At 66.2% G+C, this 17,896-nt stretch carries 16 protein-coding genes and 1 tRNA gene; 7 read left to right on the forward strand and 10 right to left on the reverse strand.

Annotation, left to right across the window (positions count from 1 at the left end; translation table 11 throughout):
- Nucleotides 1–2,307: a TonB-dependent receptor gene (locus SGR02S_RS01260; RefSeq protein ID WP_082796872.1), complete on the reverse strand. Its 2,307-nt coding sequence runs from the start codon at nt 2,305–2,307 to the stop codon at nt 1–3.
- Between the two features lie 478 nt (nt 2,308–2,785).
- On the opposite strand from SGR02S_RS01260, the gene SGR02S_RS01265 reads away from it, so the two are divergent.
- Nucleotides 2,786–3,418, forward strand: coding sequence for a TetR/AcrR family transcriptional regulator (locus SGR02S_RS01265; protein ID WP_082796873.1), 633 nt, complete (start codon nt 2,786–2,788; stop codon nt 3,416–3,418).
- A 66-nt stretch (nt 3,419–3,484) separates the two neighbouring features.
- Here the strand turns inward: SGR02S_RS01265 and SGR02S_RS01270 are convergent, their stop codons facing one another.
- The 3 genes from SGR02S_RS01270 to SGR02S_RS01280 are packed head-to-tail and all read right to left on the reverse strand — an operon-like array spanning nt 3,485 to nt 6,529.
- The gene (locus tag SGR02S_RS01270; protein WP_067105208.1) at nt 3,485–4,711 is read right to left on the reverse strand and encodes an acyl-CoA dehydrogenase family protein; all 1,227 of its coding nucleotides are present in this window, start codon (nt 4,709–4,711) and stop codon (nt 3,485–3,487) included.
- Between the two features lie 14 nt (nt 4,712–4,725).
- Nucleotides 4,726–5,472, reverse strand: coding sequence for an SDR family NAD(P)-dependent oxidoreductase (locus SGR02S_RS01275; RefSeq protein ID WP_067105209.1), 747 nt, complete (start codon nt 5,470–5,472; stop codon nt 4,726–4,728).
- Between the two features lie 10 nt (nt 5,473–5,482).
- Entirely contained in the window at nt 5,483–6,529 is a 1,047-nt protein-coding gene (locus SGR02S_RS01280) for a phosphotransferase family protein (RefSeq protein ID WP_255211360.1), read from the reverse strand.
- 307 nt (nt 6,530–6,836) lie between these two features.
- On the opposite strand from SGR02S_RS01280, the gene SGR02S_RS01285 reads away from it, so the two are divergent.
- Nucleotides 6,837–7,442 (forward strand): TetR/AcrR family transcriptional regulator, encoded by a 606-nt coding sequence (locus SGR02S_RS01285; protein WP_067105210.1) that lies wholly within the window; start codon nt 6,837–6,839, stop codon nt 7,440–7,442.
- Between the two features lie 190 nt (nt 7,443–7,632).
- Here the strand turns inward: SGR02S_RS01285 and SGR02S_RS01290 are convergent, their stop codons facing one another.
- Nucleotides 7,633–8,781 carry an acyl-CoA dehydrogenase family protein gene (locus tag SGR02S_RS01290; protein ID WP_218000078.1) on the reverse strand — a complete coding sequence of 383 codons (1,149 nt, stop codon included), beginning with the start codon at nt 8,779–8,781 and terminating at the stop codon, nt 7,633–7,635.
- A gap of 23 nt (nt 8,782–8,804) precedes the next feature.
- On the opposite strand from SGR02S_RS01290, the gene SGR02S_RS19800 reads away from it, so the two are divergent.
- Both SGR02S_RS19800 and SGR02S_RS19385 read left to right on the forward strand, forming a co-directional pair.
- A complete protein-coding gene (locus tag SGR02S_RS19800) occupies nt 8,805–9,134 on the forward strand; it encodes a hypothetical protein (RefSeq protein WP_156482912.1) in 330 nt (109 codons plus the stop codon).
- 331 nt (nt 9,135–9,465) lie between these two features.
- Entirely contained in the window at nt 9,466–10,134 is a 669-nt protein-coding gene (locus SGR02S_RS19385; RefSeq protein ID WP_255211361.1) for a hypothetical protein, read from the forward strand.
- Between the two features lie 75 nt (nt 10,135–10,209).
- Here SGR02S_RS19385 and SGR02S_RS01305 read toward each other — a convergent pair whose 3' ends face one another.
- The 3 genes from SGR02S_RS01305 to SGR02S_RS01315 all read right to left on the reverse strand — a co-directional run bounded on the left by SGR02S_RS01305 (nt 10,210) and on the right by SGR02S_RS01315 (nt 11,850).
- Nucleotides 10,210–10,473: a hypothetical protein gene (locus SGR02S_RS01305; protein ID WP_067105214.1), complete on the reverse strand. Its 264-nt coding sequence runs from the start codon at nt 10,471–10,473 to the stop codon at nt 10,210–10,212.
- Nucleotides 10,474–10,635: 162 nt separating this feature from the next.
- Nucleotides 10,636–10,710 (reverse strand) — tRNA-Gln (locus tag SGR02S_RS01310).
- A gap of 54 nt (nt 10,711–10,764) precedes the next feature.
- Nucleotides 10,765–11,850, reverse strand: coding sequence for a branched-chain amino acid aminotransferase (locus tag SGR02S_RS01315; RefSeq protein WP_067105215.1), 1,086 nt, complete (start codon nt 11,848–11,850; stop codon nt 10,765–10,767).
- A 76-nt stretch (nt 11,851–11,926) separates the two neighbouring features.
- Between SGR02S_RS01315 and SGR02S_RS01320 the strand changes: the two genes are divergently transcribed.
- Complete coding sequence (locus SGR02S_RS01320; RefSeq protein ID WP_067105216.1) at nt 11,927–12,436, forward strand: MarR family winged helix-turn-helix transcriptional regulator; 510 nt, start codon at nt 11,927–11,929, stop codon at nt 12,434–12,436.
- A gap of 22 nt (nt 12,437–12,458) precedes the next feature.
- Here the strand turns inward: SGR02S_RS01320 and proC are convergent, their stop codons facing one another.
- The gene (gene proC / locus SGR02S_RS01325) at nt 12,459–13,289 is read right to left on the reverse strand and encodes a pyrroline-5-carboxylate reductase (protein ID WP_067105217.1); all 831 of its coding nucleotides are present in this window, start codon (nt 13,287–13,289) and stop codon (nt 12,459–12,461) included.
- Between the two features lie 19 nt (nt 13,290–13,308).
- Complete coding sequence (locus tag SGR02S_RS01330) at nt 13,309–14,982, reverse strand: alkaline phosphatase family protein (protein ID WP_255211357.1); 1,674 nt, start codon at nt 14,980–14,982, stop codon at nt 13,309–13,311.
- A 95-nt stretch (nt 14,983–15,077) separates the two neighbouring features.
- Between SGR02S_RS01330 and SGR02S_RS01335 the strand changes: the two genes are divergently transcribed.
- Nucleotides 15,078–17,144 carry a protein-disulfide reductase DsbD family protein gene (locus SGR02S_RS01335; RefSeq protein WP_082796875.1) on the forward strand — a complete coding sequence of 689 codons (2,067 nt, stop codon included), beginning with the start codon at nt 15,078–15,080 and terminating at the stop codon, nt 17,142–17,144.
- Nucleotides 17,141–17,881, forward strand: coding sequence for a TlyA family RNA methyltransferase (locus SGR02S_RS01340; protein ID WP_067105219.1), 741 nt, complete (start codon nt 17,141–17,143; stop codon nt 17,879–17,881). Before SGR02S_RS01335 ends, SGR02S_RS01340 begins: the two co-directional genes overlap by 4 nt.
- The last annotated feature ends 15 nt before the right edge of the window (nt 17,882–17,896 follow it).

Raw genomic sequence — 17,896 nt, forward strand, 5'->3', positions numbered from 1 at the left:
TCAAAAGCGGACCGTGGCGGATGCGCCATAGGTTCGCGGCTCGCCGTGGATGCAGCGGATCGCCGTGCTTCCGGGGAAGACCCCGTTCCGCAGTCCCAGGGGACCGTCGAGAAGCTGATAGGCGGTGGACGAGCAAAAGGACTGGTTGGTCAGGTTGTTGCCGAACAGGGCGAGGGTCCAGCGCTCGTCCATGCTTCCGATCGAGAATCGGGCACCGATCTGCGCGAAGCCGTCCATGATGGTTTGCGGGTTCCCGTCATTGACCGAACTGAAATAGTCGGAGAGGAACGAGATATTGCCGTTCATCCTCCATTCGAGGTTCGACCCGATGTCGCCGCGCCATTCCGCCGCGACATTGCCGGTGAACTCCGGCGCGAAGGCCACACGTTGCCCTTTCAGGTCCTGCGTTCCCGAAAGGCCGGGCAGGTTGGGCCCGAATTCATAGCTGGTGAACTTCGAGTCCAGATAGGCAAGCGACGCAGTGACCGAGAAATCGCGGACCGGCCGCATGACGACGTCGAATTCCATGCCTTGCTGCCGCAGGCTGCCGGCATTGCGGACGACGAAGCTGGTGCCGTCGAAGCCGCGGTCCTGATAACCGCCGATGTCCATGCGATAGAGCGTCAGATTGGCCTGCAAGCTGTCGTCCAGCCAGCTCGATTTCACACCGAGCTCGTAATTGTCGACTTCTTCGCGGGCGAACAGGCGCCGCTGACCAAGCGCCGGCGTGCCGCCGCCCGAATTGAATCCACCCGACTTGTATCCCGTCGAATAGGTGGCGAAGAGCATCAGGTCGTCGGTCGGCTTGTAGGACAGATTGGCCCGCCACGTCACCTTGCTGTCGTTCAGGGACAGCGGCGTAAGCTCGGTGGCCCGCAGCGCCGCGCCGAAGGGATTGTTGACCTTCTGATCGAACAGGCCGCGCTTTTCATCGCGCGTCCAGCGGACGCCAAGCGTGGCGTCGAGCCGGTCCGTCAGATGAACGGTGGACTGGCCGTAGACGGCATAGCTCTTGACGTTCTGCGAGAATTGAAGGTCCGTGGCCCCGTCGCCGCCGGGAGAAACCAGGGAGGCGTTGCAAGCCGGCCTCTGCGCGGCACTGGCGGCGAGGCCGCAGAAGCCGCTTTGAAGGTTGAAGCCTTCCCCGATCCGATAATCCTCTTCGAAATAATAAAGCCCCGCCACGAAATCCAGCTTCCCGCCGAGAAGCTCGTCGCTGGGCGAAATGATCTGAAGCTCGTGACTCTGGCTCTCGCTGTCGTAATCGCCGGTGCGCGTCACCAGCGGCACCGGCAGATAGCCGAGGTCGCCGTCGATCTGCGAGGAGGTCCAGTCCCGGTAGCTGTTGATCAGCCGGAAGGTGAACCCGCCGCTATCCAGCGAAAGGTCGCTGCTGACACCCCATTGCCGGTCGCGCAAGTCGCCGACGCGGACGAAATTCGCGTTGCGGTCCCCGATTTCGGTGTCGGGGAGAAGCCCCCCGAGCCGCGCCTGCAAGGCATCGAGTTGAGCGGGGCTGATCGACGAAGCGATGAAGTCGGCATTATATCCGCCGTCTCCCCTGGTCTCGGCATAGTCGCCGCGCACCAGCCAGGTGATGTTTCCAAACTCCGCCTTGATCGATCCGCGCGTGACGAAATCGTCCGCGCCCCCGAACTGCTTGCCGTCGAGGCGGTTGTGCCAATATCCGCCGAACCACTGTCGCAGCGCCGCCACGCGAACCGCGACATTGCCCGACAGCGGGACGTTGATGTAACCGTCGATCTTGTAGCGGTCGGCGTTGCCGATCTCTCCGGTCAGGCGGCCGGAAAAGCTCTGCTCGGGCTCCGCCGTGCGAAGGCTGAGGGCGCCGACGCTGGCATTGCGCCCGAACAGCGTTCCCTGCGGCCCGCGCAGGATTTCGACCGCCGATATGTCCAGAAAGCTGGTGATGACGGCACCGGGGCGCGGGATATAGATGCCGTCGACGAACGACGCGACGCTCGGTTCGGTCGCCGTGTTGCTGGAGGAGGCAATGCCGCGGACGGAAATCCGGACGTTCGCGGCCTGTCCCGGCTTGGTGACCGAAAAGTTCGACGCCACGCGACCCAGGTCGGCAATATCGGCGATATTGGCCTGCTCCATCTGCGCGCTGGAAAAGGCCGCGATCGAGATGGGGACGTCCTGGATATTCTCGGAGCGCTTTTGCGCCGTCACGATGATCTCGTTTTCGCCTTGCGCGGGCTGCGCCTCCTGCGCCGAAGCGGCGCCGGCCGAAATCGCAACGAAAACCGCGCCCGACAGCATGAACATGCGTTTTCTATCCATCCCAGCATCCTCTCCATTTGCGATCCGGGAGAGCCTTGGCCCGCCAACCCGAATCCTCTATTTTTTTCCTAAACGATCATTAGAATAATTTGAGCGGGCTGTCAATGATGGTACAAAATCACGGCGATTTTTCTCGGAATATTGTGAATAACCCCATACGATGTCCATTTGTGGAACCTGGAAGCCTGCATATTAATTTGACTCATTGGACAGCAATTACGATAGCGCCCCGCAACGGCAGGAACACCCCCGTGTCCCGTCTCTCGCGAGCGATTCATACCGGCCTTTGGGGTCGGCATGCCGCTGTGCTACGGTCTTCTGAAAAAGGGGGTGGACAAGGCCGGGGGACGGCCGGGGGGATGATCCCACATCAAGGATACCAAGGGCTCACCCGCGACATGCAGGTCGTCGCGCGGAGGGCGGAACATGATCCGGCCCGGCCGACCCGCCGGCCGCTCGCCATCATTTAGGAATCGCCATGCAGTCACCCACCGTCGGTCCCAAAAGAAATCGTCGCTACGCCACGAGGAAGCTCGACGTGATCCAGGGGGCTGCGCGGGTGTTTGCACGGCTGGGTTATCACGGGTCGTCGCTGAACGACGTCGCGAACGAACTGGGTATGACGCCCGCAGCGCTCTATTATTATGTGCGGTCGAAGGACGAGCTTCTTCTCGAAGCGAACATCTATGCCGCCGGGAAGATCAAAAAGGCTTTTCTGGAGATTTGCGAAGATACGGACAGCTCCGCGCTCCGGAAGATCATCACATATTTCCGGTTCTACGCCGAATGCATGACCGACGACTTCGGTCGCTGCCTCGCCCTCACCACGCCCAACGACCTGCCGTCGCCGTTGCGCGAAAAGAGCCTGGAGCAGCGGCGCGAGCTCACGGACATGGTGCGGCGGCTGATCCGGGAGGGCATCGCCGAAGGGTCGATCCAGAGCTGCGACGACCGGCTTCTGGCGTTCACCCTCTATGCGGCGGCGAACACGCTGGCCCGCTGGTATGCGAGCGACGGCCCGCAAACCGCGGGCGAACTGATGGACGCCATGCTGATGATGCTGGTCAACGGGCTGATCCACCCGCCCCTTCCGGACGGCTTTCCCCGCTAGCGCGGTTCACGGAAAGGCGATGCCGGGCGTCCACCGCCCGGCATCGCCGGAATCCGGATGCGCCGCCTATCGCGCGTTCATCGCGACATATTCGGCGATCTTCTGCTTGCCGAGCTGCGACATATGCACCTCTTCGGGTCCGTCGGTGATGCGGACATAGCGGTTGAGCGTAAAGAAGCCGGCGACCGGCGTATCGTCGCTCACCCCCATGCCGCCGTGCACCTGGATCGCGCGGTCGGCGACGGTCTGCGCCATCGTCGGGGCGATCACCTTGATCGCGGCGATCAGGTCCTTCGCCTTCTTGTTGCCGTACCGGTCCATCGCATCGGCCGCCTTCAGCGTCAGCAGCCGCGCCATCTCCACTTCGCAGAAGCTGCGCGCGACATCCTGCCGGATGCTGCTCTGGTCGGCCAGCTTCCTGCCGAAGGCGACGCGACTGTCGGCGCGGCGCGCCATATGTTCGAGCGCGCGCTGCGCCTGCCCGATCGAGCGCATGCAGTGATGGATGCGCCCCGGCCCGAGCCGCCCCTGCGCGATCTCGAACCCGCGCCCTTCGCCCAGGATCAGATTTTCCTTCGGCACGCGCACATTGTCGAACTTCAGCTCGACCTCGCCGCCCGGCGAATTGTGCGAGCCGAACACGGTCAGATGGCGCACCACCTCGACCCCCGGCGTGTCGCGCGGGACGAGGATCTGCGAATGCTGGATATGGCGCGGCGCGTCGAAATGCGTCTTGCCCATCACGATGAAGATGTCGCAGCGCGGATGCATCGCGTTCGATATCCACCATTTGCGGCCATTGATCACATATTCGTCGCCGTCGGGCAGGATCGACAGTTCGAGGTTGGTCGCATCGGACGAAGCGACCTGCGGCTCGGTCATCACATAGGCCGAGCGGATTTTGCCGGCGAGCAGCGGCTTCAGCCAGCGTTCCTGCTGGTCCGGCGAACCGAATTTGGCCAGCACCTCCATATTGCCGGTGTCAGGCGCCGAGCAGTTGAAGATCTGGCTCGCCCAGGGCACGCGCCCCATCGCTTCGGCCAGCGGCGCGTATTCGAGGTTGGAAAGCCCCGGAGAGAATTCGCCATATTCGTGCGGCAGGAACAGGTTCCACAGCCCGGCGGCGCGCGCCTTGTCCTTCAGCGCGTCCATCTGCGGCCATTCCTGCCACAGATTGTTCTGGTCGTGGACGAAGTCGTAATAGGCCCGCTCGTTCGGATAGACATGCTCGTCCATGAAGGCTTCGAGCGTCTTGAGCAGGGCCGCGACCCTGGCGCTATATTCGAAATCCATGTTTCTGCCTTTCGTTACAGCATCAGCCCGCCGTCGACCACGATGGTCTGGCCTGTGACATAGGAAGCGAGCGGCGAGGCGAGGAAAATGGCGGTGCCCGCCATGTCGGCGGGTGTCCCCAGCCGCTGCTGCGGAATATTCGCGAGCGCGCCTTCGAGCCGGGCGGGATTCTGCGTCGTGACCTTCGTCAGCTTGGTATCGACGAGACCGGGCGCGAGGCCGTTGACGCGGATGCCGTCGGCGGCGAACGCCTGCCCCAGCGTCTTGGTCAGGCTGATCGCCCCGGCCTTCGACGCCGCATAGGCGGGGTTGCCGATATTCGCCTTCAGCCCCGAAACCGAGCTGACGATGACGATCGATCCGCTGCCGTCCGACAGCGCCGCGCGGAACTTGCGCGCGCAGTGCATCAGGCTGTCGAGATTGACCGCCATCACCCGGTCCCAACCCGCGCGCTCGAATTCGCCGCGGCGATAGACGACGGTCCCCTGGCACAGGATCAGCACGTCGAGGCCCCCGTCAAACGAAGCCGGCGCGGGCGCGGCCTCGATCGCGTCGGGGTCGCCGACATCGACGCAATCATAGCCGAGGCCCGACAGGTCGGACCCGTCGGCGGGGTCGTAATCCGCGGCATCGGCGCGCGTGCCCCAGACATGGACCCGCGCGCCGCGTTCGCGGAACCCGTGCGCGATGCCGTTGCCGATTCCGCTCGACCCGCCGACGACAAGCACGCGCTTGCCGGAAAAGTCGGTATCGTCCTTCATCTTCTTCCTTTCAGCCAATGCGGCGCAATGCGCGCGCGAACAGGTCGACACTATGGGCATGGAGCCGATCGCCCGTCTCGCGCGGCGCCTTTCCGGCGCAGGCGCGGACGTAAGTGCCTTCGAGGATGATGCCGAGCTTGAAGCAGGCGAGCACGACATACCAGTCGAGCGCGGCGAGGTCGCGTCCGCTGACGGTGCCATAATGCGCGACCAGTTCCGCCGGCGTCGCAAAGCCTTGCCACGGCGTCGCCGCGACGTCGGTCGCGCGCGGAACGTCGCCCTCGGGCCAGGTCGCGAGCAACCAGCCAAGATCGAGCAGCGGATCGCCGATCGTGCTGAGTTCCCAGTCGACGACGGCGGCCAGGTCGCCGCCGTCGGGGCGGACCATGACGTTGGCGAGATGGAAATCGCCGTGGATGATCCCGGGGCGGAAATCCGCCGGCCGGTGCCTGTCGAGCCAGCGCCCGACGGTATCGACGCCCGGGATCGCATCGGGGCCGGGCCAGCCCGGCAGATCGGCGTAGGAGGCAAGCTGCGCCCGCCAGCGGCCGACCTGCCGCTCCAGATAATCGTCGGTCTTGCCGAACCCTTCGAGCCTGGCGGCGCGATAGTCGATCGCCCCCAGCGCCGCGATCGCTTCCACCATCGACAGGCCGATGCGATGGCGGATCACCGGGTCGCCGGCATGCAACGGCGGCAATCCCGCCACCGGATTGAAGCCGTCCACGGGCTCCATCAAATAGAAGGCCGCGCCGATCACCGCCTCGTCGGGACATGCGGCAATCAACCGCGGATGCGGAACGCCCTTTCCGGCAAGGCCCGCCAGGACGCGCGCTTCGCGCCGCATCGCTTCGTTGGAGTTGGCGCGCAGATTGAACGGAGGACGGCGCAGCACATAGACCTCTTCGCCGCGCGTGAAGCGCAGCAGGATATTCTGCGTGCCGCCCGATAGCGGATGCGCGTCGACGATCGGGCCCGTCCCGATGCCCTGTCCATCCATCCATACCCGCAGCGCGGCCAGGTCGACCCCTTCGATCATCATCGCCCCTTCACGCATTCCAGTCACCTGATAGCGCATCCCGGCATGGCCGCCAGAAGCAATACCCTCATCCCGCTTCTCTATTTTCATCTGAACAGTTAGTAGATTTATTGGGCTTCGTTGTCAATCGGTGGCACCTCTTTCTGCCATAAAGAGGCCTTCGTCATTGCAAATTTCAACGCGCGGTTTATTTGACGTTGAAGCTGATTAATCGTTTCGCAGGATCGGATTAAGAGGCGGCACCAACGGGCATCCCGGCGTGGCACGGGGCCCGACGTTTGTCATTGCCGCCCACGACACCTGCAACCGTAACGAAGGACGAAAGATGGACGCAGTCTCTGCAAAACGGTCGCCGCGCCCGCGGAAGCAGAAATTCTTCGACCGGCACGACGAGGTTATCCGCGCCGCCGCGCGCGTCTTCGCCGAGAAGGGATTTCGGCATGCGACGCTGGAGGATATCGCGGATGCGCTCGATATCACCCGCGCCGCCCTTTACTATTACGCGCGCAGCAAGGACGAACTGGCAACCCAATGTTCGGACAAGGCGGCCGAGCAATTCAACGAGGCGGTCGAAAGCGCGCAGCGGCACCAGACCGGCCGCGAACAGATCGTCGCCTTCTTCCGCCGATATGCGGAGATCATCTGCGACGATTTCGGACGGTTCTTCGTCCGGCTCAACATCAGGGAACTGGCCGAGCCCGCCCAGATACGAACCAGGGTCGGTCAGCGCGAACTGCACGAGGCGGTGCAAGCCATGATCGCGGCCGGCATCGCGGACGGAACGCTCCGCGATGCGGACCAGAAGGATATAAGCCGCATCCTGTTCGGCGCGTTCAACGGCATCGTCCGATGGTATCGCCCGGGATCGCGCGCACCCAGTCAGGTCGCGGACGATTTCCTTGCCATCTTTCTGCGCGGTCTTACGGCCTGAGGTCTTGGCCAGTCCAAGGGGATGCGCCTTGCGGCAGCTCAGGCAGGTAAGGGTTTGTTCCCCAGCGAAAGCCGGGGTCCAGATGGCGTAGCGCAGCCCCGCGTGGGCCCGGCTTTCGCCGGGGAACGATTCCTTGCCGAAAAAGGGATCGTCACCGATCCTGCCGGAGTCCCTCGGCCGGCCTTGGACGCTACAGCGACCGCCCCACCAGCTCGCGCTGGATCTCGTTGGCGCCGCCATAGATGCGTTGCACGCGGGCATCGGTGTACATGCGGGCGATTGGATATTCGCGCATATAGCCATAGCCGCCGAAAAACTGCAGGCAGCGGTCGATGACTTCGACCTGCCGGTCGGTGAGCCAGAATTTCGCCATCGAGGCGAGCGTGGGATCGAGCGTCCCGTCGACCCATTTCTCGATCACATGATCGCAGAAGGTCCGGCACGCCAGCACGGTGGCCTTGATGTCGGCGAGTTCGAAGCGCGTGTTCTGGAAATCGACGATCGCCTTGCCGAACGCCTTGCGCTCCTTCACATAATCCAGCGTCAGCGCCAGTGCCCGCTCCATCGCGCCCTGCGCGGAGATCGCGATCGCCGCCCGCTCATAGGGAAGCTGCCCCATCAGCTGGTAAAAGCCCTGCCCCTCGACGCCTCCCAGCACATTGTCCGCCGGCACGCTACAATCGTCGAAATACATTTCCGACGTATCCGCGCCTTCGATGCCGATCTTGTCGAGGCATTTCCCGCGCCGGAATCCGGGCGTGGCGGTCTCGACGAGGATCAGGGAAATCCCCTTCGCCCCCTCGGCGCCCGTCCGCGCGACGACCAGGACGAGATCGCTCTGCTGGCCGTTCGTGATAAAGGTCTTTGCGCCATTGACGACATAGGCGTCTCCGACCCGGTCGGCACGGCAGCGGATGGCCTGCAAATCCGACCCGGTGCCGGGCTCGGTCATCGCGATCGAGCAGATGACCTCGCCGCTCGCGATACCGGGCAACCAGCGGAGCTTCTGCGCTTCGGTGCCGAAAGCGAGGATATAGTGTCCTACGATGTGGCTGAGCATCACCCCGAACGCGGCATCGCCGACGCGCGCCTGCTCGCGGATGACAACCGCCATATGCGCCGGCGTGCCACCCGATCCCCCATATTGTTCGGGCACGTCGGGCAGGATGATCCCCAGTTCGCCTGCCTTGCGCCACACGTCCCGCCCCGTTCGCTTCGCTTCGCGCCATTTCAGGTCGTTCGGCTCGACCTGTTCGCGAAAGAAGCGCGCGACCACCGCCTCGAACTGTTCGAGGTCGCCATCCATCCAGTGGGACGAATAATTTTCGAACATTTGCATTTCTTCCCTCATCCCTGCGGCCGATGTTCAAGCTGGCCCGTGTCGCTATTAATTCTAATGACTATTTAGAAGAATTTTTTTGCGCGTCAATCCATTGGGAATCGAACGACGACACCGGCCGGCCGATCGAACACGGCCGGCACGGACCGGGCGGAGTCGGCATCCGGAGGCGGAGCGGGATGATGATCGCGCCCCCATGGGGCACGAAGCTTGAGGCGTGCAGCGCCGGTGGCGCCCGGCGCATTTGTCGCCATGACGGCGAGATCAGCGCCGGCGATGCGTTAGCGCACCCGCCGGCACCGATCATCGCGAGCCGATACCGTCAATATTTGAACGAGACGGTGACGCCGTAGGTCGCCGGGCGGCCGGCGTAACGCGCAACTGCCAGTTCGTCATCGGCGAGGACGACATGACGACCCCGGCCGATTACGTTCTCCAGGCCTCCAAAAACCGCTGTCGGTTGAAGCCGAATGATGGCGGCCGGCGCCTGCGCGATCTTGCCCGCCCTCGCTCTTGTCATCGGCCTGACGCGCCCCTATCCCGCGCAAACGCCGCCGCCACCGAAGAAGGCTTCCATTCATCCCTGTTCCGGCCACTCCCTATGCGGAACCGCTCGGCATTGGCGCCGGGCGACGGACGCTTTCCATAAGCCTGGCCCTGCTGATCACCGGCGGCCTGTTGCTCATGCTCCTCACCTTCGGCGTAGGGAAACCGACGGATAACAGGGAGGAGCGCGTCACGATCGTGACCCTGGAGGCCGCTGGAAATTCCGAAGAAGCGCCCGAACCGGACAACCGGGAACGCGAGCAAGCCGAAGAGAAACCTGCGCCGACACAGCCGGCTGCCGAGCCGCAACCGGAAACGCCTAAGCCTCCGCCCACGCCAATCCTCAACCCGACAGCCGCGCCGCCCCCGCCAACCCCGAGTGAGCGGCCACCCGCGCCGCAACCTCCTCAGCCCGTCCTCCGACCGTCCGACGGAAAGGTTTACGGGCCGCCCAACAGCGGCAGCCGGTCCTCTGCTTTCCGCGATACGGAACAGGTTGGAACGGCACCCAACGGCGAACCGCTTTATGCCGCCGCCTGGTATCGCGAGCCAAGTGACAACGAACTGCGCGGCTATCTATCCACCGCCAGCGGCCCCGGCTGGGGCCTGATCGCCTGCCGCACAGCACTCGATTACCGTGTAGAGGATTGCGTCGGACTCGACGAATATCCAAGCGGATCGCAGATCAATCGCGCGGTGCTTGCCGCAGCCTGGCAATTCAGGGTGCGACCTCCGCGACGCGGCGGACAGCTATTGGTCGGCGCCTGGGTCCGTATCAGAATCGATTACGGCACGGGACGGCGTTAGTTTCAGCCGTGGCGGCTTCGTGCGGCAGGATTTCCCGCCCCACCCAAGCCATGATTCTCGCGCGCTTCTCCCGGTTCACGTCATTCGTCTTTTTCGCTCCCGTTCACCCCAACGATGCACGACGGAAGAATTGCCGTAAATTTTGTGCATTTTTTGCTCGAAGCCATCAACGTCCATCCCCAAGGGCCGAGCGCGATCGAATGGGCGCGCGAGTTTTTGGCGCGTCAGGTCGGGGGCGATCCTCAAGCCCGGCATCAAGGGATCACCGAGCGAACCTGTCTTGAGCGCGTCGATCGACGCAGGCGTAAAACTACCTTTCCTGGACATGACCGACTCCATCGCCGGCTCCCCGAGGCAGGAAAACAGGTAACAAATCGAGTAACAATATCTGTCCAAACCAGTCCGAAACTGGCGGAATCTGTCTCGATCCCTCTGACCCGTCTGTTGCCTGAAAACCCACCTTTTCGGCCGAATCTTAAAGTGATTCGACCAGTATCCGGCTGGCTGGGGCGGCAGGATTCGAACCTGCGCATGGCGGTACCAAAAACCGCTGCCTTACCGCTTGGCTACGCCCCAACGGCCGGTGCGAGCGCGCTCTATAGCGTTTCGCGAAGGGTTGGCAAGGCGGCCCTAGAGGCGCGTCACCCAGCCGTGGGGGTCCGCCGCCCGGCCGCGCTGGATGTCGACCAGCTTTTCCTTCAGCATCGCCGTCACCTGTCCGGGGCCGCCGGCGCCGATGGTGAAACTGCCCGCGCCGCGCGCCACCCTGCCCACCGGGGTCACCACCGCGGCGGTGCCGCAGGCGAAGCTTTCGGTGAGGCGTCCGCTTTCCGCATCGGCCTGCCACTGGTCGATCGCATAGAGTTCCTCGCGCACCGTCAGGCCGGCGTCGCGCGCCAGCGTCATGATCGCGTCGCGCGTGATGCCGGGCAGGATGCTGCCGGTCAGCGGCGGGGTGACGAGGCTGCCGTCCGCAAAGACGAAGAACATGTTCATCCCGCCCAGTTCCTCGATCCAGCGATGCTCGGCCGCGTCGAGGAAAACGACCTGGTCGTGCCCCTTGGCGATCGCCTGCTGCTGCGCGACGAGGCTCGCGGCATAGTTGCCGCCGCACTTGGCGGCGCCGGTGCCGCCCGGCGCGGCGCGCGTATAGTCCTCCGACACCCAGAGCGAGACCGCGGGGGCGCCCGACTTGAAATAGTTGCCGACCGGCGAAGCGATGACGAGGAAATGATATTCGGCCGCCGGCTTGACGCCGAGGAACACCTCGCTCGCATACATGAAGGGACGCAGATAGAGCGCGCCGCCCTCCACCTGCGGGAACCAGTCGGCGTCGACGCGCACGATCTGCTTCACCGCCTCGATGAACAATTCCTCCGGCAGTTCGGCCATCGCCATGCGGCGCGCGCTGGCGTTGAAGCGCGCAGCGTTGGCCTCGACACGGAACAGCGCCATCGCCCCGTCGTCGAGCCGATAGGCCTTGAGCCCCTCGAATATCTCCTGCGCATAATGGAGCACCGCTGTCGCGGGGTCGAGCAGCAACGGGCCGCGCGGCATCACCTGCGCATCGTGCCAGCCCTTTCCTTCCGCATAGCGGATCGACACCATATGGTCGGTGAAGACGCGCCCGAACGCCGGGTCCGCGATCGCCGCCGCACGGGCATCCTGTGCCGTGGGATTGGGATGCGGCAGACGGGCAAAGGCGGGAGCGGACATGGATGACCTGTTCGTTGGGGGTGGATCGGTGCGCGCCTCTTGCCAAAGCAAGGGCGCAGGCGCAACGGGAGTCGCCATGGCCGAGGAAAATTTCCTGTCGCAAGTCCCCGCCGCTTCCGCTCTTTTCTTACGCGAGGAAGAAGTCCGCCGGGGCATCGAATATCTGTTTTTCGGCCACGCCGCGCTGTGGCGGACGATCGACGCACGGCTGGCGGAAAACGGCCTGGGCCGCGCGCATTACCGGGCGCTCTATTTCATCGCGCGCCAGCCGGGGCTGACGATCTCCGACCTGCTCGCGCTGCTCGGTATCACCAAGCAGTCGCTGGGACGCGTGATCAAGGAGATGGAGGCGCGCGCGCTGCTCGCGACGCGGCCGGGCAACCGCGACCGACGGCAGAAGGAATTGCGGCTGACCCCCGAGGGACGCCAGCTCGAAAGCGCGATCTTCTCGCAACTCCGCGACGCGATGAGCCGCGCCTACACCCACGCGGGGCAGTCGGCGGTCACCGGTTTCTGGCAGGTCAACGAAGCGCTGCTGCCGCCGCGCGATCGCGGCCGGATCGCGAAACTGGGGAAAGAAGCCTGACTCCAGGGCGCGGCCGGAAAGCCTATTCCTCGCCGCGCGCCAGGTCGGCGAGCTCGCGGCCGCGGTCGCGCGCCGCGCGCAGGACGTTGGTCATCAACGCGACGAGCTGGCCATCCTCGTCGAGCACGTCGAGTCCCGCCTGCGTCGTCCCCCCTTTGCTCGCGACCTGCGCGACGAGCGTACCGGGTTTTTCGCCGCTGGCGTCGAGCAGCGCGGTCGCGCCGCCGAAGGTCGCGGCCGCCAGTGTCAGCGAATCCTCGTTCGACAGGCCGAGCCGCTCGCCGGCGGCGGCATAAGCCTCGATCAGCCGAAAGACGAAGGCGGGACCGCTGCCGGTGAAGGCCGTGATCAGGTCCATCGACGAATCGTCGGCAAGCGTGACGACCTGGCCGAGCGCCGCCAGCATCGCCGTCAGCATGGCGCCGTCGGCATCGCCGCTGGTGGCGAGCGCCGACACGCCCGCGCCGATCCGCGCCGCGAGATTGGGCAGGATGCGCGCCTGCGCCCGGGCCGCCGGAAAGCGCGCGGCGAGGTCCGCGAGCGAGACGCCCGCCAGGATCGACAGGAGATGGGTATCGCCGGTCACGACCGGCGCCAGCGCGTCCGCGACCTCGCCAAGCTGCTGCGGCTTCATGCCGAGCATCACCCAGTCGGCAGCGCCGTCGGCCGCCTGCCAGTCGGCGAGCGTCGCATGGAGCGCGACCCCGTCGCGGAGCTTCGCGGCCGGATCGACGACCGCGACGCGCGCCGGATCGAGCCCCGCCGCCAGCCAGCGGTCGAGCATCGCCCCCGCCATGTTGCCACAGCCGACCAGCAGCATCCGGCCGGAAAAATCCCGCAAAACCTTTGTCATGATCCTTGTCTCTCGTCCCTCAGCGGCAACTGCTCTCGGGCCCCGACAGCAGGTCGAGGCAGCGGCCGTCGACCTTGCTCATGTCGAGCGGCAGGCCGATCAGCGCGGCGAGCGTCGGCAGGATGTCCACCGTCATCACCGCATTGGGCTGCTCGAACCCGGCGAGCCCCTTGCGCCAGAAGAGCATCGGAACGCGCCGGTCGTAATCCCAGACCGACCCGTGCGTCGCGACATAGCCGAGCCCCGATTCGGGGATTGGCGTCACGCGGTCCCTGAGCACGACGATAAAGTCGCCCGACCGCTGTGCGTTGTAGGAGGCGCGCAGCTTGTCGAGCAGGCTCCAAGTGTCGGCGGCGCGCTTCGAAATCGGGCGCGAAGCCAATTCTTCGGCGGTCACGACCGCCTCGACCTGCGGATGCGCGCGATAACGGGCGACGAGTTCGGCCAGCGCCGTCTTGCGCTGAGCCGGGGTCAGCGCCTTCGACAGATACATGTCGCCGAACGGACCGTCGGCGTGGAAGAGCGGCTGTGGCAGGCCCAGCTTCTCGGCCACCGCCTTGCCAATCGCCGCGGGGTCGAGCGTCCGCGCGACGCGTTCGGCGGCGGGCCAGCCGTTCTGGCGATTGCGCTCGGGCATGTCGTGCCCACCGTGATCGGCGGTCAGCGCGACCATATAGTCGATGCCGGTCGCGTCGAGCCGGGTGAAGAAATCGCCGAGTTCGCGGTCGAGCGCGAGCATCTGGAGGCACATCTCGCTGCCTTCGGTGCCGACGCCGTGGCCGATATAGTCGGTCGCCGACAGGCCGAGGATCAGCAGGTCGGTCGCCTCGCCCTCGCCGAGCCTGCGCGCCTGCCGCAGCGCGGTCGCCGCCGCGAGCACCGCGCCGTCAGCTTCGGGCGAGGCCATGAAACGACGGAAATCGCCGCCGTCGCGCGCCAGCCGGCCGGTGCCGACGGTGCCGCCCTTGTCGATCGGGATCGCGATGTCGTGCGCGGCGCAGTCGGCGGGCAGCGTCAGGCCAGGGCGCGATTGCGCGATCGCGGCGGCGATGGCCGCACCCGCCTGCGTCGCGGTCGGCGACAGCGCCCGGCCGCGATAGCTGGTGAGTCCGGCCGGCGCGAGCCACATCAACTCGTCGGCCTGGCGTCCGCCCATCATGATCGCGGCACGATCCTTGCCCGCGACCGAGACGACCTGCGCCCGCGGGTCGTTCGCCTTCATCAGGTCGCCGAGCGTCGGGACCATCAGATGATCGACCGACGGCGCATATTGGCCGCTGCGCGAACTCGTGCCCGGCACCGTCTCGTCCTCGGCGCAATAGAGCCGCTTGTCCTCGCGCGCGGCCGACAGGTCGAAGAAATTATTGGCGACGATGCCAGTATGCGCGGGATGGTTGCCGGTCAGGATCGTCGAATGGCCGGGGCAGGTTTCGGTCGCGCCATGCGCCTGATAGCCCGACGGAAACACCACGCCCGAAGCGAGACGCGCGAGGCCGCCGGTAAAATGGCTGCGATACTGGGCGAACAGGTCGGCGGAGAACTGATCGACCGCGATCATCACGACCAGCTTGGGCGGCGGCGTCGCGGCGGTCACTTTCTGCACTGGGGGCGCCGCATCCTGAGCGAGGCCCGCACCGGCGCCGGCGACGCAGAGGGCGGCGGCAAGCGCGGTGGTCAGATGTTTCAGCGTCACGGGCCTTCTCCGTTGCGGGTGTCGGTGCGGGCTGTCCTCTCGGCGAAAGCCGCCTATATGGCAAGCCTTGAAAGGCGAACGGAAGCAGCATGGGCATGGAGCGTGCGCAAGACAAGCGAATGACGGCAGCGGGGCGCTGTGCGCTGGCGCTGCTCGCGCTCGCCCTGCTGGTGCTGTTCGTTCCGGGCCCGGCGCAGGCCGCGGCGCCGCATATCGCGGCAAGGCTTGTTGCCGAGTCGCCCGCGCCTTTGCCCGGCGGATCGACGACCGTCGCGCTCGTCATGACTCCCGAGCCGGGCTGGCACGGCTATTGGTCGAACGGCGGCGACGCCGGGTTCGGCATGCAGGTCGAATGGAACCTTCCCGACGGCGTCACCGTCGCACCCTTTCGCTATCCGGTTCCCGAGGCGCTGATCCTCTTCGGGATGATGAATCATGTCTATGAGCATCCCTACGCGCTGCTCGCCGACGTGCGGGTCGATCGCAGCGTCGCGCCGGGTTCCGACCTGACGCTGACCGGCATCGCCAACTGGCTGGCCTGCACCGACAAGATATGCGTTCCCGAAAAGGCGGTGATCTCGGTCGCGATGCGGGCCGGCGACGGCGCGGTCGCGCCCGCCGCGCGACGCCAGTTCGATGGCTGGCGCGCGCGGCTGCCGCAACCGCTCGACCGGCCGGGAAGGTGGGAACGCCGCGGCGATACGCTGCGCTTCGCCGTCCCGCTGCCCGCGGGCACCGCGCTCGATGCTCCGCACCTTTTTCTCGCGACCCGCGACCTTGCCGACTATGCCGCGCCGCAGGCGTTCAGCCGCAACGGCGATCAGTTGATCGTCGAGACGCGCGCTCGCGGCGAGACGACCGGCGTCGCCGAGGGGCTGCTCAAGCTCTCGGACGGACGCGGCCTGTCGCTGCGGTTTGAGCCGGGCACGGTCCCGGCCGCCGGCAAGGCGGTCGCGGCGGCGAGCCGCCCCGACGCCGCGCTGTTCTGGACCGCGCTCGCGGGGGCGATCCTCGGCGGACTGATCCTGAACCTGATGCCGTGCGTCTTCCCGATCCTCAGCCTGAAGGCGCTCAGCCTCGCACGGTCGGGCGGTGCGGCGCGCGAGGCGAAGGTCGAAGCGCTGGCCTACACCGCCGGCGCGGTGGCGACCGCGCTGCTGCTCGGCGGCGCATTGCTCGCGCTGCGCGCGGCGGGCGAACAGGTCGGCTGGGCCTTTCAGCTCCAGCATCCGGCCAGCATATTGGTCCTGCTCGTCCTCGCCTGCGCGATCACCCTCAACCTGCTCGGCCTTTACGCCTTGCCGTCGTTCGGCGGCGGACAGGCGCTCGCGGCACGCGGTGGGGCGGCGGGCGGCTTCTGGACCGGGGCGCTCGCCGCCTTCGTCGCGACGCCGTGCAGCGGCCCGCTGCTCGGAGCAGCGCTCGGCGCGACGCTCGTCCTGCCCGCCTGGGCGGCGCTGCCTATCTTCGGCGGGCTCGGGTTCGGCATCGCCTTGCCCTTCCTCGCCGTCGGCTTCATCCCCGCGCTGCGGCGCCGCCTGCCCCGGCCCGGGCCGTGGATGGATCGCTTTCGCAAGTGGATGGCGCTGCCGATGGGCCTCACGGCGGTGGCACTGGCATGGCTGCTGTGGCGTCAGGCGGGCGCGACGGGCCTCGTCGCGGCGCTGGGTGCCGTGGTGCTCGCCGGCGCCCTCGCTTTCGCCGCGGGCTGCGCGCAGCGGCATGGGCGTGCCGTCGCGCCGCTGTTCGCGCTGCTGCTGCTGCTCGTCCCGCTCGCGCTGTGGACCAACCACGCCGCGCGCACGGGAGGAACCACCCCGGCCGACGCCACCGCCTTTTCTCCCGACGCGCTCGTCAGGGCCCGCGCCTCCGGCAAGCCGGTGTTCGTCTATTTCACTGCCGACTGGTGCCTGTCGTGCAAGGCGAACGAAGCGGGCGCGATCGAGCGCGAGGCGGTGCAGGCTGCGTTCGACAAAGCCGGGATCGCGACGCTCGTCGGCGACTGGACGAACGGCGACCCCATCATCACGCGCACCCTCGCCGAACATGGACGCAACAGCGTGCCGCTCTACCTCTGGTATGCGCCGGGCGCCGCACGGCCCGAAATCCTGCCGCAGATATTGACCCCCGGACTGCTGATCGGAAAGGCGCAGCGCCGGTGAGCAAGCAGCGCGCCGACCAGTTGCTCGTCGATCGCGGCCTCGCCGAAAGCCGGACGCGCGCGCAGGCGCTGATCCTCGCCGGGCTCGCCTTCGTCGGCGACCGCAAGATCGACAAGGCGGGGCAGCAGATCGCCGACGATGCCGAGATCAGCATCAAGGGGCGCGATCATCCATGGGTGTCGCGCGGCGGGATCAAGCTCGACCACGCGCTCGCGCACCTTGGCTGGGACGTGGCGGGCGCGGTCGCGATCGACGTGGGTTCGTCGACCGGCGGCTTCACCGACGTGCTGCTCTCGCGCGGCGCGGCGCGCGTCCACGCGGTGGATTCGGGCACCAACCAGCTCGCATGGAAGCTGCGGCAGGACCCGCGCGTCATCGTCCACGAACAGACGAGCGCGCGCATCCTGACCGCCGATCATATCCCCGAGCCCATCGGCCTGGTCGTCTGCGACGCGAGCTTCATCGCCTTGTCGAAGGTTCTGCCGGTGCCGCTGTCGTTCACGGCCGAAGGTGCGCGGCTGGTCGCGCTGATCAAGCCGCAGTTCGAGGCGCAGCGGCACGAGGTCGGCAAGAAGGGCGTCGTGCGCGACCCCGCCGTCCATGCGCGCGTGTGCGCAGAGGTCCGCGCATGGATCGAGGAAAGCGGCTGGATCGTGCTCGACCTGATCCAGAGCCCGATCACCGGGCCAGAAGGCAATGTCGAATTTCTGGTCGCGGCGCAAAAGCGGAACGCTTGACGCTGGGCTCGCGAG

Origin of the sequence: Sphingopyxis granuli NBRC 100800, assembly GCF_001591045.1 — a bacterium.
In the GTDB taxonomy this organism is placed as follows: domain Bacteria; phylum Pseudomonadota; class Alphaproteobacteria; order Sphingomonadales; family Sphingomonadaceae; genus Sphingopyxis; species Sphingopyxis granuli.

Excerpts from the sequence above, each read along its gene's own strand:
- SGR02S_RS01260 (WP_082796872.1), bottom strand. The coding sequence starts at position 2,307 with ATGGATAGAAAACGCATGTTCATGCTGTCGGGCGCGGTTTTCGTTGCG.
- SGR02S_RS01265 (WP_082796873.1), top strand. The coding sequence starts at position 2,786 with ATGCAGTCACCCACCGTCGGTCCCAAAAGAAATCGTCGCTACGCCACG.
- SGR02S_RS01270 (WP_067105208.1), bottom strand. The coding sequence starts at position 4,711 with ATGGATTTCGAATATAGCGCCAGGGTCGCGGCCCTGCTCAAGACGCTC.
- SGR02S_RS01275 (WP_067105209.1), bottom strand. The coding sequence starts at position 5,472 with ATGAAGGACGATACCGACTTTTCCGGCAAGCGCGTGCTTGTCGTCGGC.
- SGR02S_RS01280 (WP_255211360.1), bottom strand. The coding sequence starts at position 6,529 with ATGCGTGAAGGGGCGATGATGATCGAAGGGGTCGACCTGGCCGCGCTG.
- SGR02S_RS01285 (WP_067105210.1), top strand. The coding sequence starts at position 6,837 with ATGGACGCAGTCTCTGCAAAACGGTCGCCGCGCCCGCGGAAGCAGAAA.
- SGR02S_RS01290 (WP_218000078.1), bottom strand. The coding sequence starts at position 8,781 with ATGCAAATGTTCGAAAATTATTCGTCCCACTGGATGGATGGCGACCTC.
- SGR02S_RS19800 (WP_156482912.1), top strand. The coding sequence starts at position 8,805 with ATGTTCAAGCTGGCCCGTGTCGCTATTAATTCTAATGACTATTTAGAA.
- SGR02S_RS19385 (WP_255211361.1), top strand. The coding sequence starts at position 9,466 with ATGCTCCTCACCTTCGGCGTAGGGAAACCGACGGATAACAGGGAGGAG.
- SGR02S_RS01305 (WP_067105214.1), bottom strand. The coding sequence starts at position 10,473 with ATGGAGTCGGTCATGTCCAGGAAAGGTAGTTTTACGCCTGCGTCGATC.
- SGR02S_RS01315 (WP_067105215.1), bottom strand. The coding sequence starts at position 11,850 with ATGTCCGCTCCCGCCTTTGCCCGTCTGCCGCATCCCAATCCCACGGCA.
- SGR02S_RS01320 (WP_067105216.1), top strand. The coding sequence starts at position 11,927 with ATGGCCGAGGAAAATTTCCTGTCGCAAGTCCCCGCCGCTTCCGCTCTT.
- proC (WP_067105217.1), bottom strand. The coding sequence starts at position 13,289 with ATGACAAAGGTTTTGCGGGATTTTTCCGGCCGGATGCTGCTGGTCGGC.
- SGR02S_RS01335 (WP_082796875.1), top strand. The coding sequence starts at position 15,078 with ATGGAGCGTGCGCAAGACAAGCGAATGACGGCAGCGGGGCGCTGTGCG.